Genomic DNA, 24,287 nt, shown 5'->3' with positions numbered 1-24,287 from the left:
CCGTCCGTTCCAGCGCCGAGGAGTACCACCGCCATGAGCAAGAGCGTCGTCCGCACCGACCAGGCCCCGACCCCGATCGCGAGCTTCTCCCAGGGCGTCGCCAAGGGCGGGCTGCTCCAGGTCGCCGGCCAGGTCGGCTTCGACCCGGCCACCGGGACCCCGGTCGGCCCCGGCCTGACCGAGCAGATCGAGCAGACCCTCCGCAACGTCCAGTCCGTGCTGGAGGCGGGCGGCGCCGGCTGGGACGACGTGCTGATGATGCGGGTCTACCTGACCGACACCGCGCACTTCGCCGAGCTGAACGCGGTCTACGACGCCTGGTTCGCCAAGGCTCTGCCCGAGGGCGGCTTCCCGGCCCGGACCACGGTGTACGTGGGCCTCCCGGCCGGCCTGCTGGTCGAGATCGACGCCCTGGCCGTCACCGGCTGAGGTTAGTCTGAGGGCCTCCGGGGGAGAGGGGGCGACCGTGCTGGGTCCGTATGCGTTCACCGTGGTGGCCGGCGGCCTGGTCGGGGTGGGGGTCCATGGCCCGGTCCGGCGCGAGGCCGCCCGGTACACCGCGCAACTGCCCTCTCCCGCCCAGGTCATGGGCCTGTGCGTGGCGGCCCTGGGGGCCACCGCGGCGGCCACCGGCTACCACTGGCACGTCCTGGCGCTGCTCTGGGCGGCCGCCTGCGCGGTGCCGCTGGCGCTGGTGGACGTCACCGAGCACCGGCTGCCGCGCCGGCTCACCCACCCCTCGGCGGCCGGGACGCTGCTGCTGCTCGGCGCCGCCCGGCTGGCCGGTGACCGCACCGGCTCCGCGCTGCACGCCCTCTACGGGGCCGCCGCGCTGGGCGCGGTGTTCTGGCTGATGGCGCTGGCACTGCCGTTCGGCCTCGGCGACGCCGCGCTGGGGCTGACCGTGGGCGCCGTGCTCGGCTGGTACGGCTTCGGGGCGGTCTTCGAGGGGGTGCTGCTCGGCTTCCTGCTGGCGGCGGTCTACGGCACGACGAAGCTCGCCGCGCGCCGTGCCGGGCGTCGCGACGAGCTTCCCTTCGGACCGTTCCTGCTGCTGGGGGCGCTACTGGCGATAGCGCTCAGCCATTAGCCAGCTACGCCATGGCGTGGACGAACACACCCTCGTTGTTGGCGAACTGGTTGCCGTTGCTGGCGTCCCAGTTGGTCGACCAGGTCATCACCCCGCCGATGGCCGGCCAGGTGGTGCTGGGCTTGAAGGTGCCGCAGTTGGTGCCCTTGGCCAGGCAGTTGAGGGCGTTCTCGACCACGCTGGGTGCCACGTAGCCGCTGCCGGCCGCGCTGGTCGAGGCCGGGACGCCGATGCCGACCTGGCTGGGGCTGAGCCCGGCCTGGATGGCGGTGCAGGCCATCGAGGTGATGAAGTCCACGGTGCCCTCGGAGTAGACGCCGCCGTCGCAGCCGTTCATCGAACCCGAGTTGTAGTACTGGGTGTTGACGATGGTGAGGACGTCCTTGACCGCCAGCGCCGTGGCCAGGTAGTCGGAGCTGGAGTTCAGCATGTCGATGGTCTGCGGGGCCATGGTGAGCACGAAGCCGGAGCCGGCCTTGCTCGCCAGCGAGTGCAGCGCCTGCGCCATGTAGGTCGGGTTGAGGCCGTTCTCCAGGTCGATGTCGACCCCGTCGAAGCCGTACGTCTGCATCAGCGAGTAGGCGCTGTTGGCGAAGTTGGTGGCGGCGGCGGAGCTGGCGACGGAGATGGTGCCGTTCTGGCCGCCGACCGAGAGCACGACCTTCTTGCCGGCCGCGTGCTTGGCCGCGATGTCGGCCTTGAACTGGGCGTCGGTGTAGCCGCCGAGCTTGCTCTGCAGGGTGGAGTCCAGCGAGAAGGTGATGCCGCCGGTGTTGCTGGGGTCGGCGGTGGCGAAGGAGACCGCGATGATGTCGTACTGCGAGCTGACGTCGCTGATCTTCTGGTCGGTGGCGCCGTTGTCGAAGTCCTGCCAGTAGCCGGTGACCAGGTGCTTCCCGGTGCCGGTGCTGCCGGTCGAGGTGGCGGTGGGGGTCGGCGAGGCGGTGGTCGCGGTCGGCGTGGGGGAGGCCGAGGCGCTGGCGCTGGCGCTCGCGGAGGCCGACGCGCTGGCGGTCGGGCTCGCCGAGGTGGTCGCGCCCGCGGCGCCGCTCAGCACCACGTCGTCGGCGTAGTACGCCGCCTGCCCGTACCAGCCGTGCAGGTAGATGGTGACGCTGGTGGTCGAGGCGCCGGTCTTGAAGGTGGTGCTCAGCTGGTTCCAGGAACTGCTGTTGGACCAGGTGCTGACGTCCGTCGTGCCGTCACCGCTGGTGCCCAGGTAGACGTACGGACCCTGGACCCAGGAGCTGAGCGAGTACGAGGAGTTGGGCTGGACGCTGATGGTCTGGGTGCACTGCGCGTCGTCGCCGCTGGTGGGGGTGGCGACCAGGGCGTGGGTGCCGGAGTGCACCGTGGCCGTGGTGACGGCGCCGCCGCTGCAGGTCCAGTTGGAGAGGGTGCCGGTCTCGAAGCCGGGGTTGGCCACCAGGTTGGTGGTGTCGGCGCTGGCGCCGCCGGTGAAGGCGACCAGGCCGGTCAGACCGAGTCCGACGGCCGTTGCACAGGCGGTAACTGCGCCGATGGCGCGGCGAGGGGAAGCCATGGATCTGTCCTCAGGGTGTGGGGGAGGGAAGACAGCAAGTGAAGCTTGACCCACAAGTTGGACTAGACCAGTTGGCATGTCAAGACCCCCAACTGCTGCTTAAGGTTCCGTTGAGACAACTCCGAGCAGGCGGTCGGGAGAGCAAAAAGGTACAGACCACATCCGGAGGGGATCCCCCCGAATGCGGTCTGTACCATGTTTTCCCAGTTGGGCGGAGTGCCTTTTCAGCCCTCGCTGGACGCCGACCAGATGTTGATGTCCGCGTCGGTCGCGTAGCGGTCGATCTCGGCCAGCTCCTCCACGGTCAGGGCCGGGCCCTGGATTGCGGCGATGTTGGTCTCCAGCTGCGCCACCGAGGAGGCCCCGATCAGCGCCGAGGTCATCCGCGGGTCCCGCAGCAGCCAGGTCAGCGCCAGCTGGGCCAGCGACTGGCCGCGCTTGGCGGCGATGTCGTTGAGCGCGCGCAGCTTGAACAGGGTCTGCTCGTTCAGCGCGCCCGGGTCCAGAGACTTGCCCTGTGCGGCCCGCGAGTCCTCCGGGATGCCGTGCAGGTAGCGGTCGGTGAGCAGGCCCTGCGCCAGCGGCGCGAAGCCGATGCAGCCCGCCCCCTCCTGCTCCAAGGTGTCCAGCAGCCCGTCCTCCTCGGTCCAGCGGTTCAGCATGGAGTAGGAGGGCTGGTGGATCAGCAGCGGAACGCCCAGGTCGCGCAGGATCGCCGCGGCCTTGCGGGTGTTCTCGGCGTTGTACGAGGAGATGCCGACGTACAGCGCCTTGCCCTGCTGGACGGCGGACGCCAGCGCGCCCATCGTCTCCTCCAGCGGGGTCTCCGGGTCGAACCGGTGCGAGTAGAAGATGTCGACGTAGTCCAGGCCCATCCGCTGCAGCGACTGGTCCAGGCTGGCGGTGAGGTACTTGCGCGAGCCCCACTCACCGTAGGGGCCCGGCCACATGTCGTAGCCGGCCTTGGTGGAGATCACCAGCTCGTCCCGGAACGGACGGAAGTCCGCGGCCAGGTGCCGGCCGAAGTTGGCCTCGGCGGCCCCGTACGGCGGGCCGTAGTTGTTGGCCAGGTCGAAGTGGGTGACGCCGAGGTCGAAGGCCCGGCGCAGGATCGCCCGCTGGGTCTCCAGCGGCTTGTCGTCGCCGAAGTTGTGCCACAGGCCGAGCGAGATCTCCGGCAGCTTCAGCCCGCTGCGGCCGGTCCTGCGGTAGTTCATCGAACCCTGGTAGCGGGTTTCGGCCGGCTGGTAAGGAGCTGGGATCATGGGGTGGATGCCTCTCCGGATGGCGCATTTTGTCAGACCACTGAACAATAGTCCGCCGATCCCACCGGCACGATTCCATGACGCTCAGGTGCCGGGAGTATGGTGACCCCCCGGGGACGGGCTGCTGCTGACGCCCGCCTGCCCGGAAGGTCGCAGCCGACCGGAGGGTCGCAGTAGAGGGGCGCAACAACCATGGACCTCGGGCTGGTCATCCGCCGCACACCGGTACTCCGCAAGCTGACCTACGGGCTCTACGGCCGCCGGGTCGAGGCCCACCTGGACCGGGCCACGGTGCCGCGCCACGTCGGGGTGATGCTCGACGGGAACCGCCGCTGGGCCCGCGCCGCCGGGATGTCCACCGTGGACGGGCACCAGAGCGGCGCCGACAAGATCCCGGACTTCCTCAGCTGGTGCGAGGAGGTCGGCGTCGAGGTGGTCACCCTGTGGATGCTGTCCACCGACAACCTCAGCCGGCCCAAGGAGGAACTGGTCCCGCTGCTCGGCATCATCGAGCAGGCGGTGCGCGACCTCGCCGCCACCGGCCACTGGCGGGTCCACCCGGTCGGTGCCCTGGACCTGCTGCCGACCGGCACCGCGGCCGTGCTCAAGGAGGCCGAGCAGGCCACCGCGCACCACACCGGGATACTCGTCAACGTCGCCGTCGGCTACGGCGGCCGGCACGAGATCGCCGACGCGGTCCGCAAGCTGCTGCAGGAGCAGGCCGCACTCGGCACCTCGGTCGAACAGCTGGCCGAGATGATCGACGTCGAGCACATCGCCCGCCACCTCTACACCAGCGGCCAGCCCGACCCCGACCTGGTCATCCGCACCTCCGGCGAGCAGCGGCTGTCCGGCTTCCTGCTCTGGCAGAGCGCGCACTCCGAGTTCTACTTCTGCGAGGCGTACTGGCCGGCCTTCCGCAAGGTCGACTTCCTCCGGGCGCTGCGCGACTACGCCAACCGCCAGCGCCGCTTCGGCGGCTGACCCGCGGTCCGGTTTCTTGTCCAACGGCCGAAGAACGGCTGATGACGATGGGGCGTCAGTTCGTTTCCATCGGCATGGGTTCGGGCGAGCCGGGGAATAACCGGGTCAGACCGTGACCTCGGCCATCGGGGCCCGAGGGTCCGGCGAACCGCGGATGACAGCAGGTCGTCCGCCCGGGAGGCCCTGTGGTCAGCTCCAAGAGCCGCCGGAGTGAGCAAGACCGGCGCACGTACGTCCTCGACACCAGCGTTCTGCTGGCCGACCCGAACGCGATGACGCGATTCGAGGAGCACGAGGTCGTGCTCCCCGTGGTCGTGGTCACGGAGTTGGAGGCCAAGCGGCACCACCCGGAACTCGGCTACTTCGCCCGCCAGGCGCTGCGCCTGCTGGACGACTACCGGGTCCGCTACGGACGGCTCGACGCCCCCATTCCCGTGGGCGACGTCGGCGGAACGATCCGGGTCGAGCTGAACCACACCGATCCGTCCGTCCTCCCGGCCGGCTACCGGCTCGGGGACAGCGACAGCCGCATCCTGGCGGTCGCCCGCAACCTGCAGGCCGAGGGCTACGACGTCACCGTCGTCTCCAAGGACCTGCCGATGCGGGTCAAGGCCAGCTCGGTCGGCCTGCTCGCGGAGGAGTACCGCGCCGAACTGGCGATCACCTCCGGCTGGACTGGTATGCACGAGCAGGCAGTCTCCGGCGAACAGGTCGACGCCCTGTTCGAGGCCGGGAGCGCCGACACCGTCGACATCCCCGAGGTGCGCGAGCTGCCGGTGCACACCGGCCTGGTGCTGACCTCGGAGCGCGGCAAGGCCCTGGGACGGGTCACGCCGGACGGCAGGGTGCGCCTGGTGCGCGGGGACCGCGACGTCTTCGGGCTGCGCGGCCGCAGCGCGGAGCAGCGGATCGCGCTGGACCTGCTCCAGGACCCGGACATCGGCATCATCTCGATGGGCGGACGGGCCGGCACCGGCAAGTCGGCGCTGGCGCTGTGCGCCGGGCTGGACGCCGTGCTGGAGCGCCGGCAGCACCGCAAGGTGATGGTCTTCCGGCCGCTGTACGCGGTGGGCGGGCAGGAGCTGGGATACCTGCCCGGTTCCGAGTCGGAGAAGATGAGCCCCTGGGCCCAGGCGGTCTTCGACACCCTCTCCGCGGTGACCACGCCGGACGTGATCGAGGAGGTGCTGTCCCGGGGGATGCTGGAGGTCCTCCCGCTCACCCACATCCGCGGGCGCTCGCTGCACGACGCCTTCGTGATCGTGGACGAGGCGCAGTCGCTGGAGCGGAACGTCCTGCTGACGGTGCTGTCCCGGATCGGCCAGGGGTCGCGGGTGGTGCTCACCCACGACGTGGCGCAGCGGGACAACCTGCGGGTCGGGCGGTACGACGGGGTCGTCGCGGTGGTGGAGAAGCTGAAGGGGCATCCGCTGTTCGCACATGTGACCTTGAACCGGTCGGAGCGGTCGCCGATCGCCGCGTTGGTCACGGAGTTGCTGGAGGACATCCACAGCTGAGCCTTGCGGGCCGGGGCGCGGGGAGCTGCGGGCTGACGGTGCACCTAGGTGCATGGTTGGCAGCGCAGTTCCTCGCGCCCCTTGTTGTGGTTCGGCGCGGAGGCAAAGTTGTCCGATCGTAACCATGGCACCAGCTGTCCCACAGGGGTTCGGCCGAACTTCCTGCCCCATCCGCCATGTGAGCTTCACCACGCAACCGGGAATTGCGCCGGGCCGTCCGAGTCGGGCAAGGTGTGGGTTCTGTCAGGCCCCGCGTGGGACAGGACTGACCACTCGTCAGAGTGAAAAGTCCGGTCGTACGCCGCCCGAGTTCGTTGGCGCCCCGTTCCCTTCGAGGCGCTCCGGGCCCGTGTCTCCCGTGACCATCGCAGCGGGGAGGCCAGCGTCAGGGGTGGGGTTCGTCCGTGCGGTCACCACACGGACGACGCTGGAAGGAAACCGTGTGAACCGGATTTCGGTTCGGGGTGTGGCTGTGGCCTCCGCCACCGCCGTCACTGCCGTCGGAGCCGTGGTCGGCGTCGCCTCCGGCGACACCAAGCCCACCGTTCAGACAGCCGATGTCGCAGGATCCACTCTTCTCGCCGAGATCCCGTCCGGCGAGCAGGCCCAGACGGTGAGCGAGAACATCGCCATGCAGGCCGACGCCCAGCAGGCGTCCGCCACCGCAGCCGCGCAGAAGGCCGCCGCCGAAGCCGCCCGGATCAAGGCCGCCCAGGTCGCCAAGGCCAAGTCCGACGCGGACAAGGCCGCCGCCGCTGCGAAGGCCGCCAAGGCCCGCGCCGACGCGGAGGCCGCGGCCAGCCGTGCCGCCGCCCGCGAGGCCGTCACCAAGACCTACACCGCCGGTTCGGCGCAGGCGATAGCCCAGTCGATCGTCCCGGCCTCGCAGTTCACCTGCTTCAGCAACATCGTCGAGCGCGAGAGCGGCTGGGACTACACCGCCACCAATGCCAGCTCCGGCGCGTACGGCCTGGTCCAGGCCCTGCCGGGGAGCAAGATGGCCTCGGCGGGATCGGACTGGCGCACCAATCCGGCGACCCAGATCAAGTGGGGCCTGAGCTACATGGACTCGCGCTACGGCAGCCCGTGCGACGCCTGGGCCTACTGGCAGGTCCACCAGTCGTACTGACGAGTAGCCCCGAGGCCGTGCAGGGCGCGGCCGCGCGGACATGTTGAAGCCCCCGATCCCTGTCCGATCGGGGGCTTCGATACATCTCCCACGGAACGGCCGCCGTGTGCGGAGCGGCCTTGATGCTGGTCGTCCCCCGATCTCTGTCCGGCTAAACCCATAAAGCCAAGAATGACCGGATTTTCCGATCAGCTGTCGAAGGATGACCGGCTCAGCTTTCCGGTGGGCCGCCCCGGTGACCGCTGTGAGCACCGGGTAGCGTTCGGGGCGCGGACTTCATCTGGTTCACGGGGCTATCGGGTGTGAAGGGGGCGGGGCGGCGATGCCAGGCGAGCAGCACAGCGGACCGGTGGCTTGGGGGGCGTCGCTGCTCTCGCGGATCGCCTCGCGGCTGGAGCACCGGCGCCGCGAGGTCGAGGCCGACGTCAAGGTCGCCGAACACCGCAACGACCCGCCGCCGGTCCCGGCCCTCCCCGCGGTGGAGAACGGCCTGTCGCACTATCCCGCCAGGCCCAGCAGCCCGACCGAGGCCGTGCCCTGGTCGCTCAGGGTCACCGCCGAGCTGATGTGGCGGCTGCTGATCGTCGGCGCCGGCGTCTACGTGCTGTTCCGCGTGGTCCAGACGCTGCGCATCGTCGCCTTCGCCTTCATCGCGGCGCTGCTGATCAGCGCGCTGCTGCAGCCCACCGTGGCCTGGCTGCGGCGGCACGGGGTGCCCAGGGGGCTGGCCGCCGCGATGACCTTCATCGGGGGCCTGATCGGCATCGGCCTGGTCGGCTGGTTCGTCGGCTGGCAGGTGACCACCAACCTCAACGAGGTCACCGGCAAGGTCCAGAACGGCATCTCGCAGATCCGCACCTGGCTCACCCACGGGCCGATGCATCTGACCGACAAACAGATCAACGAGTTCGCGGGGCAGCTGTCCAAGGCGATCGGCACCAACAGCGACCAGATCACCTCCTTCGGCTTCTCCACCGTGGGCATCGTGATCGAGATCCTGACCGGGGTGTTCCTCGCGGCGTTCTGCACCTTCTTCCTGATCTACGACGGCGAGCGGATCTGGGGCTGGCTGCTGCGGCTGTTCCCGCCGAGCGCCCGGCGCGGGATGGCCGGGGCCGGGCCGCGGGCCTGGTCCACGCTGACCGCCTACGTCCGGGGCACGGTGCTGGTGGCGTTCATCGACTCGGCGTCGATCGGCATCGGCATCTATCTGCTCGGGGTGCCGCTGGCGCTGCCGATCTCGGTGCTGATCTTCCTCGGTGCCTTCGTCCCGCTGGTCGGGGCCCTGGTCACCGGCACCGTCGCGGTGCTGATCGGGCTGGTGACCAACGGGGTGTTCACCGCGGCGATGGTGCTGGCGGTGCTGCTGGCGGTGCAGCAGATCGAGGGCCACCTGCTGCAGCCGCTGATCCTGGGCCGCGCGGTCCGGGTGCACCCCATCGCGGTGGTGCTGTCGGTGACCATCGGATCGGTGATCGGCGGCATCGGCGGCGCGGTGGTCGCCGTCCCCCTGGTCGCCGTCACCAACACCACGGTCGGCTACCTGAAGACCCGCCAGCACGTCGACGAGGACGTCCGGGCCGCACTGATCGCCGCCGAGGCCGACGCCGCGGCGAGCGTGCACGACCAGCCGCCGCAGACCTAGGACCCGGCTCCGCAGGACGCTCGTCGCGCTGCCGGTCCGGCTAGTCTCGTCACAGCGGCCCGTGACGGCCGGCGGCACGGAAGGGGAGACCACGGGTGTACGTGTCGAGAGTCCAGATCGACGGGATCCGCGGGTTCCACGGGGCCCGCTCGGTCGATCTGGCGCTCACCCGCCCCGATGGGACCCACGCCGGCTGGACGGTTCTGGCCGGCCGCAACGGTTCCGGGAAGTCGACCCTGCTCAAGGCGCTCGCAATAGCTCTGTGCACCCCGTCCGTGGCCTATCCGCTCGCCCCCGACCTGCACGCGTGGCCGACGGCGACGCCCAGCCGGATCCGGCTGACCATGGACGCCGACCCGGACGACATCGAGTTCCTGCTGGGCGGCAGGCCGGGCAGCGGCAGGCCGGCGGACGGGGCCGGGCACGGGGAGATCCGTACCGAGTGCGTCTGGGTCGACGCCAGGAGCCGTTCCGGCAAGCGCCCCCCGCAGCCGGTCTGGAACCGCAGGCTCACCCTGCGGTCCACAGGCGGCCGGGGCCGGAAACCGGTGCGCGTCGCGATCGCCGACCCGGAGTGGGACAGCCTGACCGACGGGATGTTCGTCGGCTACGGTCCGTTCCGGCGCCTGGCCAGGGACGGCGGGCAGGACGCCGCCACCTTCGCCACCCTCTTCGACAACGACGCCGCCCTTGCCGAAGGGGTGGCCTGGCTGGTCGGTGAGCACCACCGCAGCCTGGAGGGGCGGGCGGGCTCGGCCGAGATCATCGACGCGGTGCTGGCCCTGCTCGGCGACGGACTGCTCCCGGACGGGTTCCGGGTCTCCCGGGTCGACTCGCAGGGTCTGTGGGTCGAGCGCGGCGGGCGGGAGTTCGCGCTGCAGGAGATGAGCGACGGCTACCGGACGGCTGTCGCCATGGTGGTCAACCTGGTCTGGGAGACGCTCGGCCCGCTGCACCCGGCCGAACCGGTGGTGGAGCGCAAGGACGGTCGGGTGGTCGTCCCCAGGGCCGGGGTGGTGCTCATCGACGAGGTCGACGCGCATCTGCACGTCACCTGGCAGCAGCGCGTCGGTGACTGGCTGAGGACGCACTTCCCGCGGATCCAGTTCATCGTCACCACCCACAGCCCCTACGTCTGCCAGGCGGCGGACCCCGGCGGCCTGATCCGCCTGGCTGCGCCGGACGAGGACGCCGCTCCGGAGGTCGTCGACGACGACCTCTACAGCCGGGTGGTCTACGGGAGCGGGGACGACGCCGTGCTCTCCGAGCTGTTCGGGCTGGAGAGCCCGTACTCCGCCGTGGCCGAGCGGGCCCGCCGGCGGATCGGCGATCTGGAGGGCCGGGTGCTCAACGGCGCGGCCTCCGAGGCGGAGCTCGCCGAGTACGAGGAGCTGAGCAGCAAGCTCAACAGTTCGCTCAGCGCCCGGGTGATCGAGGTGTCCGCCCGCCTGGCCCGGCGCTGATGATCCCACTGAGGAGGCCGGCCCTGGAGGAGCGGCTGGACCGCCGGCTGGTGTCGCGCACCGCCGCCCTGGTCCGCAGCGGTGCCACCGCCGAGCAGGCGCGCCGGGCCTGGTCGGGGGCGGCCGCGTTACGCAGGCAGTTGCGCGAGGCGCTGGAGCGGATGGCCCCCGGCGTCCAGCGGTGCATGTACTGCGGGGACAGCCACGGTGCGTCCATCGACCACTTCGAGCCGCTGGCCCGGAACCCGCTGAAGGCGTTCGTCTGGGTCAACCACCTGCTGGCCTGCACGCACTGCAACAGCAACCACAAACGCGACCGCTTCCCCGTCGACGCCTCCGGCGACTGCCTCCTGGTCGATCCCACCCAGGAGGATCCGGCGGACCACCTACAACTGGTGCTGCGGTCCGGGGAGTACCGGCCGCGTTCGGAGAAGGGCGCGGTCACCATCGACGTCTTCGGTCTGAACCGGAGGGCACTGGTGGACGGGAGGGCGGCGGCCTTCGTCCGCTGCCGGTCCATGCTGCGCGACATCCACCACCAGCTCGGTTCCGCGCAGGGTGCGGAGGCCGGCCAGGTGGCGGACGCGCTGGCGATCCAGCCCTTCGCCGACGTGCTGCATGCGATGCAGGCGCTGCGCGAGCAGCCCGGTGCCGCCCTGGTCATGGGGGAGCCCGAACGGGAGAGCCTGCGTTGGCTGGCCCGCCGTTCCGGCTAAGGTGCGATGGTATGAGCAACCTGGAGACCGCGCCGCAGGCGCGGGTGTGCGGTGGGCGTGAGGACGTTGCGGCGGAGCCGGTGCACGAGCTGCTGACGGGCCGGCAGGTGCCGCTGGGTGGCAGCACCGTGGTGCGGCGGCTGCTGCCGAACCTGGGGCGGAGGATGGTCGGCGCCTGGTGCTTCGTGGACCACTACGGGCCCGACGACATCGCCAGCGAGCCGGGGATGCAGGTGGCCCCGCACCCGCACATCGGCCTGCAGACCGTCAGCTGGCTGCACGACGGCGAGGTGCAGCACCGGGACAGCCTCGGCAGCCTGGCCACCGTCCGGCCGCGCGAGCTTGGGCTGATGACGGCGGGTCGGGCCATCGCGCACTCCGAGCAGTCCCCGTCCCCGCACTCCCCGCTGCTGCACGGCGCGCAGCTCTGGGTGGCCCTCCCCGACGCGGACCGGCACACCGAGCCGCACTTCGAGCACCACCCGGTGCTGCCCGAGGTCACCGCGCCCGGGCTGCACGCCACCGTGATCATGGGCGAGCTCGACGGCGCCCGCTCGCCGGGCCGGACCTACTCGCCGCTGGTCGGCGCCGACCTCACGCTGGCCGCCGGCGCCTCGGCGCGGCTGCCGCTGCAGCCCGACTTCGAGTACGCGGTGCTGGTGATGTCGGGCGACGCCGAGGTGGACGGGGTGCCGGTGCAGCGCGGCTCGATGCTCTACCTGGGCTGCGGACGCCGCGAGCTGCCGCTGCGCGCCGCGGCCGACAGCGGCCTGCTGCTGCTCGGCGGCGAGCCGTTCGAGGAGAAGCTGGTGATGTGGTGGAACTTCGTGGCCCGCAGCGGCGACGAGATCACCGAGGCCCGCGAGGCCTGGATGACCGGCTCCCGCTTCGGCGAGGTGCACGGCTACGACGGCGCCCCCATCCCCGCCCCGGCCCTTCCCGACCTGCCGCTGAAGCCGCGCGGCCGAGTGCGCTGAGCTGAACCCCGGGGATCAGGGTTTGCGGGCGATCAGCAGGTAGGCGTCGTCGACGGCCGGGTCGTCGGCGTAGGGGAGTGCGGCGTCCCCGGCGAAGGCGGGCCACCAGGTGGTGGGCGTGGCGACGCCGGGGGCGAGCAGCTCCAGGCCGTCCGCGAAGGCCTCGACCTCGGCGCGGTCGCGGGTCTGGAAGCGGACGCCCGCCGCGCGGTAGGTGTCCGCGCCCCGGTTGACCGCCTCCGGGTTGCTGTCGGCGGTGGCGTGCGACAGCACCAGGTAGCTGCCGGGGGCCAGCGGCTTCAGCAACTCCCGGACCAGGGCGTACGGTTCGTCCTGGTCCGGGACGAAGTGCAGCACCGAGATCAGCTGCAGTGCGACCGGGCGGTCCAGGTCGAGCGCCGGCTGCTCGCCGGTCAGGCAGCTGTGGCCGAGGATCTGCTGCGGCTGCCGCAGGTCCGCCTCGATGTAGTCCACCCGGCCCTCGCCGGTGGTCCCGGTGAGCAGCGCACGGGCGTGGGCGAGCACGATCGGGTCGTTGTCGGTGTAGACGATGCGGGCGTCCGGGTGGATGCCCTGGGCGATCTCGTGCACATTGGGCGTGGTCGGGATGCCGGTGCCGATGTCCAGGAACTGGGTGATCCCCTGCCTGGCCAGGAACTCCACCGCGATCCGCATGAAGGCCCGGTTCATCCGGGTCACCGTGCGCAGCCCGGGGTAGGCGGCCAGCGCCTGCTCGGCGACCGCGCGGTCCACCGGGAAGTTGGTCTTCCCGCCGAGCAGGAAGTCGTACATCCGTGCCGACTGCGGACGGTCGGTCCGCAGGTCCACCGGCTGGATCGGCTCAAGACGCACGGCTGTGCTCATCCACCCCGACGCGCTATCGGTCATCGCCGACCACCCTTGTCCGTACGGGACCGCTCTCGGCCACTGTAGGGCCGACGATCTGATCATAACCGGCAGTCAGTCACCTTATTGGTCCAGACCCTTGACGGAGTGATTGGTCTGTACCACATTGAGTGGCAGGTACCTGCCCAACGCATGCGCATGCGCTCACGTCCCCCTCATCCCCCACTTCGGGAGGACGCACCATGCACCAGTCCATGCGCCGTTCCATGCGGCAGCCCGTGCAGCAGTCCACACGCGGTCCCGACCGGCCGCGCCGTGGTCCACGGCGGCTCGGCATGACCGTCGCCACCGTCGCGGCAGCCCTGGTCGGGCTGTCCGCGTCGCTGCTGGCCACCTCGGCCGGGGCCGCCACGGTGGCCCCGGCGACCAATACCACCGGCGCCGCTGCCACCAGCGGCGGGCTGAAGATCGGGTACTTCGACCAGTGGTCGATCTACCAGAACGCCTTCTATCCCAAGAACCTGCAGACCGAGGGCATCGCGCCCAAACTCGACTACCTGATCTACGACTTCGAGAACATCGACCCGACCTCGCACACCTGCTTCGAGGCCAACTCGGCCGCCTCGCAGGACGAGACCAACCCCAACGCCGGTGACGGCGCGGGCGACTCCTTCGCCGACTACGGCAAGTCCTACGACTCCAGCATCAGCGTCGACGGCACCTCGGACGCTTACAACATGCCGATCGTGGGCAACTTCCACCAGCTCCAGGAGCTCAAGGCGAAGAACCCCAACCTCAAGATCCTGCTGTCGATCGGCGGTTGGACCTACTCCAAGTACTTCTCCGACGCCGCGGCGACCGACGCCTCCCGCAAGGCGCTGGTGTCCTCCTGCATCGACATGTTCATCAAGGGCAACCTGCCCTCGCAGAACGGCTACGGCGGGGCCGGCACCGGCAAGGGCATCTTCGACGGCTTCGACATCGACTGGGAGTACCCGGGCGGCGGCGGCCACACCGGCAACCACTCCAGCACCGCGGACAAGGCCAACTTCACCGCGCTGCTCGCGGAGTTCCGCAGCGAGCTCAACACCCAGGGCACTGCCGACGGCAAGACCTACGCCCTCAGCGCCGCCCTGCCGTCCGGCCAGGACAAGATCCAGAGCATCGAGACCAACAAGATCGGCCAGTACCTGACCTTCGGCGACGCCATGACCTACGACATGCACGGCGGCTGGGAGCCCACCGGGCCCACCAACCACCAGGCGCCGCTGTACTCCGGACCGAACGACCCGATGACCCCGATCGCCCCCGGCACCGCCAAGTACTCGGTGGACGAGGCGGTGAAGGCCTACACCGTCGGCGACTCCCAGTACGGCATCACCGGCGGCTTCCCACCGGGCAAGCTGACCCTGGGCATCCCGTTCTACTACCGGGGCTGGACCGGGGTGCCAGCCGGCAGCAACCACGGCCTGTTCCAGACCGCGACCGGTCCGGCGACCGGCGCGGCCGACTCCGGCAACGTCGCGGGCGTGCGGATGTACAAGGAGCTGACCGGGGTGGTCGACAACGCGGCCGACACCTTCTGGGATCCGACCGCGCAGGCCGCCTACTTCTACGACGGCAGCAACTTCTGGAGCGGTGAGGACGCCCAGTCCATCCAGGCCACCGCCAACTACCTGCACTGCAACGGCCTGGGCGGAACCATGATGTTCTCGATGTACGACCTGGACCCGGCGGCGACGCTCTTCAACGACACCGTGGCCGACACCAACGGCTCGGCGTCCAGCTGCCCGGCCCCGCCGACCACCGCGCCGCCGACCACGGCCCCGCCCACCACGGCTCCGCCGACCACGGCGCCTCCCACCACCGCCCCGCCCACGACGGCGCCGCCGACCACCGCACCGCCGACCACCGCCCCGCCCACCGGCGGAGCAGTCGTCAACGGCGGCTTCGAGACCGGCTCGCTGTCCCCCTGGACCTGCTCCGCAGCGGGCGGCGCCACCGTCCAGAGCAGCACCGTCCACAGCGGCAGCCACGCCCTCACGGCGACGCCGACGTCCAGTGACACCGCCCAGTGCCAGCAGACGCTGACACTCAAGGCCAACACGGCCTACACCCTCACCGGGTGGATCCAGGGCAACTACGTCTACCTGGGCGTCAGCGGCGGGGCCACGGCCAGCACCTGGGCCAGTCCCGGCTCCACCTGGCAGAAGCTGACCGTCACCTTCACCACTGGCTCGTCCACCTCGGTCACCCTCTACATCCACGGGTGGTACGGCCAGAGCGCCTACTCGGCCGACGACATCGCCGTCGCCTGAGTAGTCGGATGCCGGCTGTCACCACCTGTCAGCCCTCAGCCGGCATCCGACGGCCCGGCCCTGACCGCTTCCCCCACGCGCGGTCAGGGCCGGGTCATGCCCAGCACGTCCAGGGCCGTGTCCAGCTGCTGCTCCGTCAGCTCGCCGCGGTCGACGTAGCCGCGCTCCAGCACCACCTGACGGATCGTCTTCAGCTCGGCCAGCGACTGCTTGGCGACCTTCGCCGCCTCCTCGTAGCCGATGTAGCGGTTCAGCGGGGTGACCACGGAGGGCGAGGACTCGGCCAGCTCGCGCATCCGCCCCACGTTGGCGGTGATGCCGTCCACCGTGCGGTCGGCCAGCAGCCGGGCGACGTTGGCCAGCAGCCGGACCGACTCCAGCAGGTTCCTGGCGATCACCGGCAGCATCACATTGAGCTCGAAGTTGCCCGCCGCGCCGGCCGTCGCCACCGTCGCGTCATTGCCGACCACCTGCGCGGCGACCATCACCACGGCCTCGGGGATCACCGGGTTGACCTTGCCCGGCATGATCGACGAGCCGGGCTGGAGGTCGGGCAGGTTGATCTCGCCCAGCCCGGTGCGCGGTCCCGAGCCCATCCAGCGCAGATCGTTGGCGATCTTCGTGAACCCGACCGCGACGGTGCGCAGCTGGCCGCTCAGCTCCACCAGGCCGTCCCGTGCGCCCTGCGCCTCGAAGTGGTTCCGCGCCTCGGTCAGCGGCAGCCCGGTGGCCCGGGCGACCTCGGCGATCACCGCGGCCGAGAAGCCGGGCGGGGTGTTGATCCCGGTGCCCACGGCCGTCCCGCCCAGCGGCAGCTCGGCCACCCGGGGCAGCGTCGCCCGCAGCCGCTCGACTCCGTACCTGACCTGGGCGGCGTACCCGCCGAACTCCTGCCCCAGGGTCACCGGCGTGGCGTCCATCAGATGGGTCCGGCCGGACTTCACCGCGGCCGCGAACTCCACCGCCTTGCGCTCCAGCGCCTCGGCCAGGTGCTCCAGCGCGGGGACCAGGTCATGGGTGACGGCGGCGGTGGCCGCGATGTGGATCGAGCTGGGGAAGACGTCGTTGGACGACTGGCTGGCGTTGACGTGGTCGTTGGGGTGCACCGGCGCCCCGAGCCGCTCGGCGGCCAGCGCCGCGATCACCTCGTTGGCGTTCATGTTGGACGAGGTCCCGGAACCGGTCTGGAACACGTCGATGGGGAACTCCCCGTCCCAGCGCCCCGACGCCACCTCCTCGGCCGCCGCGGCGACGGCCTCGGCCACGTCGCCGTCCAGCACCCCGAGCTCACCGTTGACCCGGGCCGCCGCCGCCTTGATCCGCGCCAGCGCCTCGATGTGCGCCCGCTCCAGCCGCTGCCCGGAGACGGGGAAGTTCTCCACCGCCCGCTGGGTCTGCGCCCCCCACTTGGCGTCCTTGGGAACCCGCACCTCGCCCATCGAGTCGTGCTCGATCCGGTAGCCGTCGGTTGCATCCATGTTCATGGTCATGACCTCCGTCTACCCACAGCGACGGGGGCGGAGCTGGTGTTCCCCCGCTCCACCCCCGTCCGGACGAACTACCGCACCGGAATGCTGGTGATCAGCGGCTGCGCCGCCGCACCCGGGTCGGTGAAGAAGTCGTTGCCCTTGTCGTCGACGACCACGAAGGCCGGGAAGTCGACGACCTCGATGCGCCAGACCGCCTCCATGCCGAGCTCGGCGTACTCCAGCACCTCGACCTTCTTGATGCAGTCCAGGGCGAGCCGGGCGGCGGGGCCGCCGATGGAGCCGAGGTAGAAGCCGCCGTGCTTGGCGCAGGCGTCGGTGACCTGCTGGGAGCGGTTGCCCTTGGCGAGCATGACCATGGAGCCGCCGGCCGCCTGGAACTGGTCGACGTAGGAGTCCATCCGGCCCGCCGTGGTCGGGCCGAAGGAGCCGGAGGCGTAGCCCTCGGGGGTCTTGGCCGGGCCGGCGTAGTAGACCGGGTGGTCCTTGAGGTACTGCGGCATGCCCTCGCCCGCGTCCAGCCGCTCCTTGATCTTGGCGTGGGCGATGTCGCGCGCGACGACCAGGGTGCCGGTCAGCGAGAGCCGGGTCTTCACCGGGTGCTTGCTGAGCTCGCTGCGGATCTCGCTCATCGGCTGGTTGAGGTCGATCCGGACGACGGCATCGTCCAGGTGCTCGTCGGTGGTCTCCGGGAGGTACTTGGCCGGGTCGGTCTCCAACTGCTCCAGGAAGACGCCCTCCGCGGTGATCTTGCCCAGCGCCTGGCGGTCGGCCGAGCAGGAGACGGCCATCGCGACCGGCAGCGAGGCGCCGTGCCGGGGCAGCCGGATGACCCGGACGTCGTGGCAGAAGTACTTGCCGCCGAACTGGGCGCCGATGCCGATCTTCTGGGTCAGTTCCTGCACCCGCGCCTCCAGCTCCAGGTCGCGGAAGCCGTGGCCGGTGGGGGAGCCCTCGGTGGGGAGGGTGTCCAGGTAGTGGGCCGAGGCGTACTTGGCCGTCTTCAGGGCGAACTCGGCGCTGGTGCCGCCGACCACGATCGCCAGGTGGTACGGCGGGCAGGCGGCCGTCCCCAGCGAGCGGATCTTCTGCTCCAGGAAGGCCATCATCGACGACTCGTTGAGGATCGCCTTGGTCTCCTGGTAGAGGTACGACTTGTTGGCGCTGCCGCCGCCCTTGGCCATGAACAGGAACCTGTAGGCGTCGCCGTCCGTCGCGTACAGCTCGACCTGTGCCGGGAGGTTGCTGCCGGTGTTCTTCTCGTCCCACATGGTCAGCGGGGCCATCTGCGAGTAGCGCAGGTTGAGCTTGGTGTAGGCGTCGTAGATGCCGCGGGAGAGCGCCGCCTCGTCGCCGCCCTCGGTGAGCACGTTCTGGCCGCGCTTGCCCATCACGATCGCGGTGCCGGTGTCCTGGCACATCGGCAGCACGCCGCCGGCCGCGATGTTGGCGTTCTTCAGCAGGTCCAGGGCGACGAAGCGGTCGTTGGGGCTGGCCTCGGGATCGTCCAGGATGCGGCGCAGCTGGGCCAGGTGCGCCGGGCGCAGCAGGTGCGAGATGTCGTGCATCGCCTCGGCCGCGAGCAGCCGCAGCGCCTCGGGCTCGACCTGCAGGAAGCGCCGCCCGTTCGCCTCGAAGGTGGAGACACCCTCGCTGGTGAGCAGCCGGTACGGGGTGGGGTCCGTGCCGAGCGGCAGCAGGTCGGTGTAGGCGAAGTCCGGCATCGTGGGTCCTCATTCTTCGGCGATCGGAGCTCGGCGGCGGGCTCCGAGCTCCGGCAGCCGTGGCGGAGCCCTCCCCAGGGTACTGATCGGGGCTGCCGGGGCTGTCATGGAGGGTGGCAGGGTGACTATCCTCACCCTGTGGACAACTCACCCGTGCCGAAGCCCGTTCCGGATCCGTTGAAGAAGCCCTACGCCGACCCGGCGGCGGCCGAACTGCGTGCTTCCGACGCCGACCGCGAACGTGTCGCCGAGGCGCTGCGCGAGGCCTACGCGGAGGGCCGGTTGACCGCGGAGGAGCACGGCGAGCGGGTGGACGCGGTGTACGCGGCGAAGACCCTGGGCGAGCTGGTACCGCTGACCCGGGACCTGCCCTCGCACCACGCCACCCAGCAGGGGATGCCGACGGCGGGTGCGGCCTCCACCGCCACGCGGCCGGCGCCGCAGTCCGGCCGGCCCCCGCTGCCGTCCCGCTCCGAGCCCGAGTCCATGGTGGCGATCTTCGGCGGGGCCGAGCGCAAGGGCCGCTTCCGGGCCGGGCGGATGCTCAAGGCCGTGGCGATCTTCGGCGGGGTGGAGATCGACCTGACCGAGGCGGTGTTCGACGCACCTGAGCTGGAGATCCACTGCACCGCGGTCTTCGGCGGCGTGGAGATCAAGGTCCCGGAGCATGTGACCCTGCGCGGCGGCGGTGCCGGGATCTTCGGCGGCTTCGACGTGAAGCAGCAGGAGAGCCCCGATCCGCACGGCCCGGTGGTGACCATCAAGGGTGCCGCGGTGTTCGGCGGGGTCGAGGCGAAGCGCCGCAAGCCGAACAAGCTCGCGGCGAAAGCACGGGAGAAGGCGCGCAAGTTCCTGGACGCCGGCGAGGGCTGACGAACCGCGCGTCGGATTGTGTGCGCAATGCATGAATCGGTCGGCGGCGGGGTAGTTCTGGCCTCACACACCGAGCATTCGCCGCTGTCGTCAGGAGTGCGTCGTGCTTCATCCGATACAGGCCCGTATGGACGACCCCCGTGCGCATGTTGCACACGTCCCGGCACAACGCGGACCGGCGGATGACAGCCCATGGCATTCCAACGCGGCCTGCCGCCGCGACGAGGCGGGCCTGTTCTTCGCCCCCTCGAAGGAGCCGACGGCGGCCCGGCTGGCGCGCGAGGAGCAGGCGAAGCGGGTCTGCGCCCGCTGCCCGGTGCTGCTGGAGTGCCGGGAGCACGCGCTGCTGCAACCCGAGCCCTACGGCGTCTGGGGCGGCCTGACCGCCGCCGAGCGCCGGGTGGTGCTCGCCCGGCGCCGCCGCCGGGAGCAGGAGCTCCGGGAGGCGGCGCGGGTCGGCAGCCAGATCGCCGCCGCGGGCTGAGCGCCCGTCAGTTCTGGGCTACCGCCTAGCGAGCACGGTCGAAGTCGATCGCGCTGTAGGCACGCAGCTTGGACAGCTTGTGGGTGCTGTCGATCTGTCGGATGGTCCCGCTCTTGGACCGCATCACCAGTGAACTGGTGGTCGCCGTCTCCGACTTGTAGTGCACGCCGCGCAGCAGCTCGCCGTCGGTGATTCCGGTGGCGACGAAGAACACGTTGTCGCCGCTGACCAGGTCGTCGGTGTGCAGCACCCGGTCCAGGTCGTGTCCGGCGTCCAGCGCCTTGCGGCGCTCCGCCTCGTCCTTGGGCCACAGCCGGCCCTGGATCACACCGCCCAGACACTTTATGGCGCAGGCCGCGATGATGCCCTCGGGCGTCCCGCCGATGCCCAGCAGCAGGTCGACGCCGGTGCCCTCGCGGACGGCCATGACGGCGCCGGCCACGTCGCCGTCCGAGATGAACTTGATCCGGGCGCCGGTGGCCCGGATCTCGGCCGCCAGCTGCTCGTGCCGCGGGCGGTCCAGCAGCACCACCGTGACGTCCTCGGGCGCGGAGCCCTTGGCCCTGGCCACCGCGCGGACGTTGTGCTCGACCGGGGCGGTGATGTCGACCAGTCCGGCCGCGTCCGGGCCGGCGACCAGCTTGTCCATGTAGAAGACCGCGCTGGGGTCGTACATGGTGCCCCGGTCGGCGACGGCGAGCACCGCGACTGCGTTGGGCATGCCCTTGGCGGTGAGGGTGGTGCCGTCCACCGGGTCCACGGCGACGTCGCACTCGGCACCGGTGCCGTCACCGATCCGCTCGCCGTTGAAGAGCATGGGCGCGTCGTCCTTCTCGCCCTCGCCGATCACGACGACGCCGTTCATGGAGACGGTCTGGACCAGGGTGCGCATGGCGCGAACGGCGGCGCCGTCGGCGCCGTTCTTGTCGCCACGTCCTACCCAGCGGCCGGCCGCCATGGCGGCGGCCTCGGTCACGCGGACGAGTTCGAGGGCGAGGTTGCGATCGGGCGCCTCGGGGGCGACCTCCAGGGATGAGGGAAGAGCGTGGTTGTGGTGCTGGTTTTCGGTCATCGGTTGCGTACCTCTCTTGTACGACGACGGCCGGATGAGGGTGCTGCGAGCCTATCCGTGACCTGCGCGGATGTCTGTGGCCTGGGGCACCCCGACCAGGCGGCACACGGCATCGGCCCCGGTCGGGGCCCGGAATGCGGCGGTTCGGCACCCCGGTGCGGACACCCCCGCGGGGCATGGGCCACCATGGAGGCGTGGCAACTGAGAGCGCGCCGGCGCAGACCGGGACAGCACCCACCAAGACCCAGAAGCGGCCGGGCATGGCCGGGAAGTCCGTGCGCGACATGATCCTGTCGCTGCTCGCGGTGATGGCGGCGGGCTTCGTGATCTACTACTTCGTCCCGCACAGCGGCGGCGACGGGGTGCACCCGGTGCAGTACCAGGCCGCACTGGACTCGGCCGAGCGCGCGGCCCCGTACCAGGTGCTGGCGCCGACAGGGCTGCCCTCCGGCTGGAACGCCACGGCCGTCGAGTACGACGGCGCCGACCCGCAGAACGCCGAGTGGACGCTCGGCTTCATCGACCCGGCCAAGCAGTACGTCGCGGTGCGCCAGAGCAACGGCCCGGCGGCCGCGTTCCTCGCGGACGCGACGACCAACGGCGTGAAGCAGACCGCCACCAGCACGGTCGACGGCCAGGTCTGGAGCCACTACCAGGGCGACCGCTACCGGGCCCTGGTGCTGCAGACCGACAAGGTGACCACCGTGGTGACCGGCACCGAGTCCTTCGCCGGCCTGGAGAAGTTCGCCGCGACGCTGAAGTAGCACGACGCACGAATGCCCCGGCCGTGAACACGGCCGGGGCATTCGCACACCTGGCGTCAGACGGTGGTGACGGCCTCGTCGAAGGTCAGGCGGGGGTTGCGCGGGTACCAGGCGTCCTCGCCCGGCTTGCCGATGTTGATGACGGCCAGCACGGAGTGGTCGCCGTCCGGGAAGAAGTCCTTGTTGATGCCTGCGGCGTCGAAGCCGGTCATCGGGCCGGCGGCCAGGCCCGCGGCGCGGATGCCGACGACGAAGTAGCCGACCTGGAGGGCGGCGTTGAAGGAGCTGGAGGCCTCGCGGACCGGACGCTCGGTGAAGAAGAGGTCCTTGGCCTGCGGGAAGGCCGGGAACTGGGCCGGCAGCTCCTCGTGGAACTCGTGGTCGGCGGCGACGACGGCGACCAGCGGCGCGGTGGCGGTCTTGGCCTTGTTGCCGTCGGCCATGTGGCCGACCAGGCGCTCACGGGCCTCGGCGGAGCGGACCAGGACGATGCGCAGCGGCTGCTGGTTGAACGCGGTCGGGCCGAACTTCACCAGGTCGTAGATCGCCTGGATCTGCTCGTCGCTGACCGGCTCGTCAGTGAAGGTGTTGGCGGTGCGGGCCTCGCGGAACAGCAGATCCTGGGCGGCGGCGTCGAGTACCAGAGCGTCAGACATGATTCACCTTTGCGATGTGTACCTGTGGAGGGACGGCAGGTGCGCCGCCGTCACGGGTACCAACATAGGTGAACTTTCAACTATTTCCCAAGGGCACCCCTGCCCGCGTGACGTGGATCACCCCAGGTCGGCAGCGCTCAGTCCGTCTCGGACTGCTCCTCGCCCTCGGCCAGCGCGGCGTCCAGCCGGGCCTTCGCGCCGTCCAGCCAGCGCTCGCAGGTCTTCGCCAGCTGCTCCCCGCGCTCCCACAGGGCCAGCGACTCCTCCAGCGACGTCCCCCCGGTCTCCAGCGTCCGGACGACCTCCAGCAGGGCGTCCCGCGCCTGCTCGTAGCCCAGGGTGTCGTCCACCGCTGCCTCACCCGCCGACTTCTTTGCCATGCCCCCAGCGTAGGGGCCGCCACCGACATTTCGGTCCGGCGCGGGCTCAGCCCTGATCCACCGTCACCGCGAACTCGCCCTCGGCCACCCGGGCCCGCAGCCGCTCGCCGGAGGCGACCTGCGCCGGGTCGCGCACCACCGCGCCGCCCTCCCGCTGCAGCACCGCGTACCCGCGCTGCAGCGTCGCCGCGGGGGAGAGGGCGACCACCCGGGCCAGCGTGTGCTCCAGCTCGGAGACGGCCCGGTCCAGCCGGTGGCCCAGGGTCCGCCGGGAACGGTCCAGCAGGGTGCTCAGCTCGGCGGCCCGCTCGTCCACCATCCGGTGGGGCGCGGCCAGCACCGGCCGGCTGCGCACCGAGGCCAGCCCGCTGCGCTCCCGCTCCAGCCGGGCCTGGATGCCGTACCTGGCCCGGTCGCGCAGCCCGTGCACCCGGGACAGCTCCTCCCGCACGTCCGGGACGACCCGCTTGGCGGCGTCGGTGGGGGTGGAGGCCCGCAGGTCGGCGACGAAGTCCAGCAGCGGCTGGTCCGGCTCGTGGCCGATGGCGCTGACCACCGGGGTCCGGGCCGCCGCGACGGCGCGGACCAGCTGCTCGTCGGAGAACGGCAGCAGGTCCTCCACGCTGCCGCCGCCCCGGGCGACGATGATCACGTCCACGTCCGGATGCTCGTCCAGCTCCTTGACGGCCGCGATCACCTCGGGGACCGCGTGCACGCCCTGCACCGGGACGTTGCGGACCTCGAAGCGGACCGCGGGCCAGCGCCGTCGCGCGTTCTGCAGCACGTCGCGCTCGGCGGCGGACGCGCGCCCGGTCACCAGGCCGATGCACTGCGGCAGGAACGGCAGCGGCTTCTTGCGCTCGGCGGCGAACAGCCCCTCCGCGCCCAGCGTGCGCTTCAGCAGTTCCAGCCGCGCCAGCAGGTCGCCCAGACCGACCAGCCGGATCTCGGCGGCACGCAGCGACAGCGTGCCGCGCGGCCCGTACCACTCGGGCTTGGCGTGCACGACCACCCGCGAACCCTCGGTCACCAGTTCCGCCACCGGGTCGAAGACGGCCCGGTAGCAGGTCACCGAGAGCGAGACGTCCTCGGAGGGGTCACGCAGCGTCAGGAAGACCACCCCGGCGCCGGGACGCCGGCTCAGCTGGGTGATCTGACCCTCCACCCAGACCGCGCCGAGACGGTTGATCCAGCCGCCGATGAGCTGGGACACCTTCGCCACCGGGATGGGGGTGTCCGCCGAAGTGTCCAAGGCCATGCGTCGAGACTATCGGCAGGGTCCGACAGTGCCGAGAGCCACGACCGGCCGCCGCCGTCCGGTCGCCCCTGGGGCCGGCGCCCCCTGCCGGTAGGC

At 71.0% G+C, this 24,287-nt stretch carries 22 protein-coding genes; 13 read left to right on the top strand and 9 right to left on the bottom strand.

Annotated elements, in window-relative coordinates; genetic code table 11:
- The first annotated feature begins 33 nt into the window (after nucleotides 1-33).
- Together IF29_RS0122395 and IF29_RS42300 are read left to right on the top strand one after the other, a co-directional pair.
- Nucleotides 34-429, top strand: a complete 396-nt coding sequence (locus tag IF29_RS0122395) for a RidA family protein (protein ID WP_030257851.1) — start codon at nucleotides 34-36, stop codon at nucleotides 427-429.
- A gap of 37 nt (nucleotides 430-466) precedes the next feature.
- Nucleotides 467-1,090, top strand: coding sequence for a prepilin peptidase (locus IF29_RS42300; protein WP_051725675.1), 624 nt, complete (start codon nucleotides 467-469; stop codon nucleotides 1,088-1,090).
- A 4-nt stretch (nucleotides 1,091-1,094) separates the two neighbouring features.
- Here the strand turns inward: IF29_RS42300 and IF29_RS0122385 are convergent, their stop codons facing one another.
- Together IF29_RS0122385 and mgrA are read right to left on the bottom strand one after the other, a co-directional pair.
- Nucleotides 1,095-2,633, bottom strand: coding sequence for a chitinase (locus IF29_RS0122385; RefSeq protein WP_030257847.1), 1,539 nt, complete (start codon nucleotides 2,631-2,633; stop codon nucleotides 1,095-1,097).
- A 224-nt stretch (nucleotides 2,634-2,857) separates the two neighbouring features.
- The gene (mgrA, locus tag IF29_RS0122380) at nucleotides 2,858-3,898 is read right to left on the bottom strand and encodes an L-glyceraldehyde 3-phosphate reductase (RefSeq protein ID WP_030257843.1); all 1,041 of its coding nucleotides are present in this window, start codon (nucleotides 3,896-3,898) and stop codon (nucleotides 2,858-2,860) included.
- A gap of 192 nt (nucleotides 3,899-4,090) precedes the next feature.
- On the opposite strand from mgrA, the gene IF29_RS0122375 reads away from it, so the two are divergent.
- The 7 genes from IF29_RS0122375 (at nucleotide 4,091) to IF29_RS0122345 (ending at nucleotide 12,329) form a co-directional block, all read left to right on the top strand.
- Entirely contained in the window at nucleotides 4,091-4,882 is a 792-nt protein-coding gene (locus IF29_RS0122375) for an isoprenyl transferase (protein WP_051725673.1), read from the top strand.
- Between the two features lie 185 nt (nucleotides 4,883-5,067).
- Nucleotides 5,068-6,399: a PhoH family protein gene (locus IF29_RS0122370; RefSeq protein WP_030257839.1), complete on the top strand. Its 1,332-nt coding sequence runs from the start codon at nucleotides 5,068-5,070 to the stop codon at nucleotides 6,397-6,399.
- Between the two features lie 442 nt (nucleotides 6,400-6,841).
- Nucleotides 6,842-7,528 carry a lytic transglycosylase domain-containing protein gene (locus IF29_RS0122365; RefSeq protein WP_030257836.1) on the top strand — a complete coding sequence of 229 codons (687 nt, stop codon included), beginning with the start codon at nucleotides 6,842-6,844 and terminating at the stop codon, nucleotides 7,526-7,528.
- Nucleotides 7,529-7,850: 322 nt separating this feature from the next.
- Nucleotides 7,851-9,173, top strand: a complete 1,323-nt coding sequence (locus IF29_RS0122360; protein WP_063757562.1) for an AI-2E family transporter — start codon at nucleotides 7,851-7,853, stop codon at nucleotides 9,171-9,173.
- A 95-nt stretch (nucleotides 9,174-9,268) separates the two neighbouring features.
- Nucleotides 9,269-10,636 carry an AAA family ATPase gene (locus IF29_RS0122355; RefSeq protein WP_030257831.1) on the top strand — a complete coding sequence of 456 codons (1,368 nt, stop codon included), beginning with the start codon at nucleotides 9,269-9,271 and terminating at the stop codon, nucleotides 10,634-10,636.
- A complete protein-coding gene (locus IF29_RS42295) occupies nucleotides 10,636-11,352 on the top strand; it encodes an HNH endonuclease family protein (protein WP_051725671.1) in 717 nt (238 codons plus the stop codon). Before IF29_RS0122355 ends, IF29_RS42295 begins: the two co-directional genes overlap by 1 nt.
- Before the next feature lie 11 nt (nucleotides 11,353-11,363).
- Entirely contained in the window at nucleotides 11,364-12,329 is a 966-nt protein-coding gene (locus IF29_RS0122345) for a pirin family protein (protein WP_030257826.1), read from the top strand.
- A gap of 15 nt (nucleotides 12,330-12,344) precedes the next feature.
- Here the strand turns inward: IF29_RS0122345 and IF29_RS0122340 are convergent, their stop codons facing one another.
- Nucleotides 12,345-13,193, bottom strand: coding sequence for an SAM-dependent methyltransferase (locus IF29_RS0122340; RefSeq protein ID WP_198037528.1), 849 nt, complete (start codon nucleotides 13,191-13,193; stop codon nucleotides 12,345-12,347).
- Between the two features lie 317 nt (nucleotides 13,194-13,510).
- Here IF29_RS0122340 and IF29_RS0122335 point away from each other — a divergent pair, with 317 nt between their 5' ends.
- Complete coding sequence (locus IF29_RS0122335; protein WP_037596179.1) at nucleotides 13,511-15,493, top strand: glycosyl hydrolase family 18 protein; 1,983 nt, start codon at nucleotides 13,511-13,513, stop codon at nucleotides 15,491-15,493.
- A gap of 83 nt (nucleotides 15,494-15,576) precedes the next feature.
- On the opposite strand, the gene IF29_RS0122330 is transcribed toward IF29_RS0122335, so the two are convergent.
- Together IF29_RS0122330 and IF29_RS0122325 are read right to left on the bottom strand one after the other, a co-directional pair.
- Nucleotides 15,577-16,971 carry a class II fumarate hydratase gene (locus IF29_RS0122330; protein WP_030257821.1) on the bottom strand — a complete coding sequence of 465 codons (1,395 nt, stop codon included), beginning with the start codon at nucleotides 16,969-16,971 and terminating at the stop codon, nucleotides 15,577-15,579.
- A gap of 80 nt (nucleotides 16,972-17,051) precedes the next feature.
- Entirely contained in the window at nucleotides 17,052-18,704 is a 1,653-nt protein-coding gene (locus IF29_RS0122325; RefSeq protein WP_030257818.1) for a fumarate hydratase, read from the bottom strand.
- 138 nt (nucleotides 18,705-18,842) lie between these two features.
- Here IF29_RS0122325 and IF29_RS0122320 point away from each other — a divergent pair, with 138 nt between their 5' ends.
- Both IF29_RS0122320 and IF29_RS0122315 read left to right on the top strand, forming a co-directional pair.
- Nucleotides 18,843-19,577, top strand: coding sequence for a DUF1707 SHOCT-like domain-containing protein (locus IF29_RS0122320; protein ID WP_030257812.1), 735 nt, complete (start codon nucleotides 18,843-18,845; stop codon nucleotides 19,575-19,577).
- Between the two features lie 127 nt (nucleotides 19,578-19,704).
- On the top strand, nucleotides 19,705-20,061 hold the full coding sequence (locus IF29_RS0122315) for a WhiB family transcriptional regulator (RefSeq protein ID WP_030257810.1): 357 nt from the start codon (nucleotides 19,705-19,707) through the stop codon (nucleotides 20,059-20,061).
- Between the two features lie 25 nt (nucleotides 20,062-20,086).
- Here the strand turns inward: IF29_RS0122315 and glpX are convergent, their stop codons facing one another.
- On the bottom strand, nucleotides 20,087-21,133 hold the full coding sequence (gene glpX, locus IF29_RS0122310; RefSeq protein WP_030257808.1) for a class II fructose-bisphosphatase: 1,047 nt from the start codon (nucleotides 21,131-21,133) through the stop codon (nucleotides 20,087-20,089).
- 194 nt (nucleotides 21,134-21,327) lie between these two features.
- On the opposite strand from glpX, the gene IF29_RS0122305 reads away from it, so the two are divergent.
- The gene (locus IF29_RS0122305) at nucleotides 21,328-21,897 is read left to right on the top strand and encodes a DUF4245 domain-containing protein (protein WP_232242343.1); all 570 of its coding nucleotides are present in this window, start codon (nucleotides 21,328-21,330) and stop codon (nucleotides 21,895-21,897) included.
- 56 nt (nucleotides 21,898-21,953) lie between these two features.
- Here IF29_RS0122305 and IF29_RS0122300 read toward each other — a convergent pair whose 3' ends face one another.
- The 3 genes from IF29_RS0122300 to xseA form a co-directional block, all read right to left on the bottom strand.
- Nucleotides 21,954-22,553 carry a malonic semialdehyde reductase gene (locus tag IF29_RS0122300; protein ID WP_030257804.1) on the bottom strand — a complete coding sequence of 200 codons (600 nt, stop codon included), beginning with the start codon at nucleotides 22,551-22,553 and terminating at the stop codon, nucleotides 21,954-21,956.
- Nucleotides 22,554-22,690: 137 nt separating this feature from the next.
- Nucleotides 22,691-22,933: an exodeoxyribonuclease VII small subunit gene (locus IF29_RS0122295; protein WP_030257802.1), complete on the bottom strand. Its 243-nt coding sequence runs from the start codon at nucleotides 22,931-22,933 to the stop codon at nucleotides 22,691-22,693.
- A gap of 46 nt (nucleotides 22,934-22,979) precedes the next feature.
- Nucleotides 22,980-24,191, bottom strand: a complete 1,212-nt coding sequence (gene xseA / locus IF29_RS0122290) for an exodeoxyribonuclease VII large subunit (protein WP_030257799.1) — start codon at nucleotides 24,189-24,191, stop codon at nucleotides 22,980-22,982.
- Nucleotides 24,192-24,287 lie beyond the last annotated feature (96 nt).

This window comes from Streptacidiphilus jeojiense (genome assembly GCF_000719095.1).
Lineage (GTDB): Bacteria > Actinomycetota > Actinomycetes > Streptomycetales > Streptomycetaceae > Streptacidiphilus > Streptacidiphilus jeojiensis.
Note: the sequence above shows the minus strand (reverse complement) of the source record. Positions and strands in the feature narration are given on the sequence as shown.

Coding starts and splice junctions, on each gene's coding strand:
- IF29_RS0122395 (WP_030257851.1), top strand. CDS start 34: ATGAGCAAGAGCGTCGTCCGCACCGACCAGGCCCCGACCCCGATCGCG.
- IF29_RS0122385 (WP_030257847.1), bottom strand. CDS start 2,633: ATGGCTTCCCCTCGCCGCGCCATCGGCGCAGTTACCGCCTGTGCAACG.
- mgrA (WP_030257843.1), bottom strand. CDS start 3,898: ATGATCCCAGCTCCTTACCAGCCGGCCGAAACCCGCTACCAGGGTTCG.
- IF29_RS0122375 (WP_051725673.1), top strand. CDS start 4,091: ATGGACCTCGGGCTGGTCATCCGCCGCACACCGGTACTCCGCAAGCTG.
- IF29_RS0122360 (WP_063757562.1), top strand. CDS start 7,851: ATGCCAGGCGAGCAGCACAGCGGACCGGTGGCTTGGGGGGCGTCGCTG.
- IF29_RS42295 (WP_051725671.1), top strand. CDS start 10,636: ATGATCCCACTGAGGAGGCCGGCCCTGGAGGAGCGGCTGGACCGCCGG.
- IF29_RS0122345 (WP_030257826.1), top strand. CDS start 11,364: ATGAGCAACCTGGAGACCGCGCCGCAGGCGCGGGTGTGCGGTGGGCGT.
- IF29_RS0122340 (WP_198037528.1), bottom strand. CDS start 13,193: ATGAGCACAGCCGTGCGTCTTGAGCCGATCCAGCCGGTGGACCTGCGG.
- IF29_RS0122335 (WP_037596179.1), top strand. CDS start 13,511: ATGACCGTCGCCACCGTCGCGGCAGCCCTGGTCGGGCTGTCCGCGTCG.
- IF29_RS0122330 (WP_030257821.1), bottom strand. CDS start 16,971: ATGGATGCAACCGACGGCTACCGGATCGAGCACGACTCGATGGGCGAG.
- IF29_RS0122325 (WP_030257818.1), bottom strand. CDS start 18,704: ATGCCGGACTTCGCCTACACCGACCTGCTGCCGCTCGGCACGGACCCC.
- IF29_RS0122315 (WP_030257810.1), top strand. CDS start 19,705: ATGGACGACCCCCGTGCGCATGTTGCACACGTCCCGGCACAACGCGGA.
- glpX (WP_030257808.1), bottom strand. CDS start 21,133: ATGACCGAAAACCAGCACCACAACCACGCTCTTCCCTCATCCCTGGAG.
- IF29_RS0122300 (WP_030257804.1), bottom strand. CDS start 22,553: ATGTCTGACGCTCTGGTACTCGACGCCGCCGCCCAGGATCTGCTGTTC.
- IF29_RS0122295 (WP_030257802.1), bottom strand. CDS start 22,933: ATGGCAAAGAAGTCGGCGGGTGAGGCAGCGGTGGACGACACCCTGGGC.
- xseA (WP_030257799.1), bottom strand. CDS start 24,191: ATGGCCTTGGACACTTCGGCGGACACCCCCATCCCGGTGGCGAAGGTG.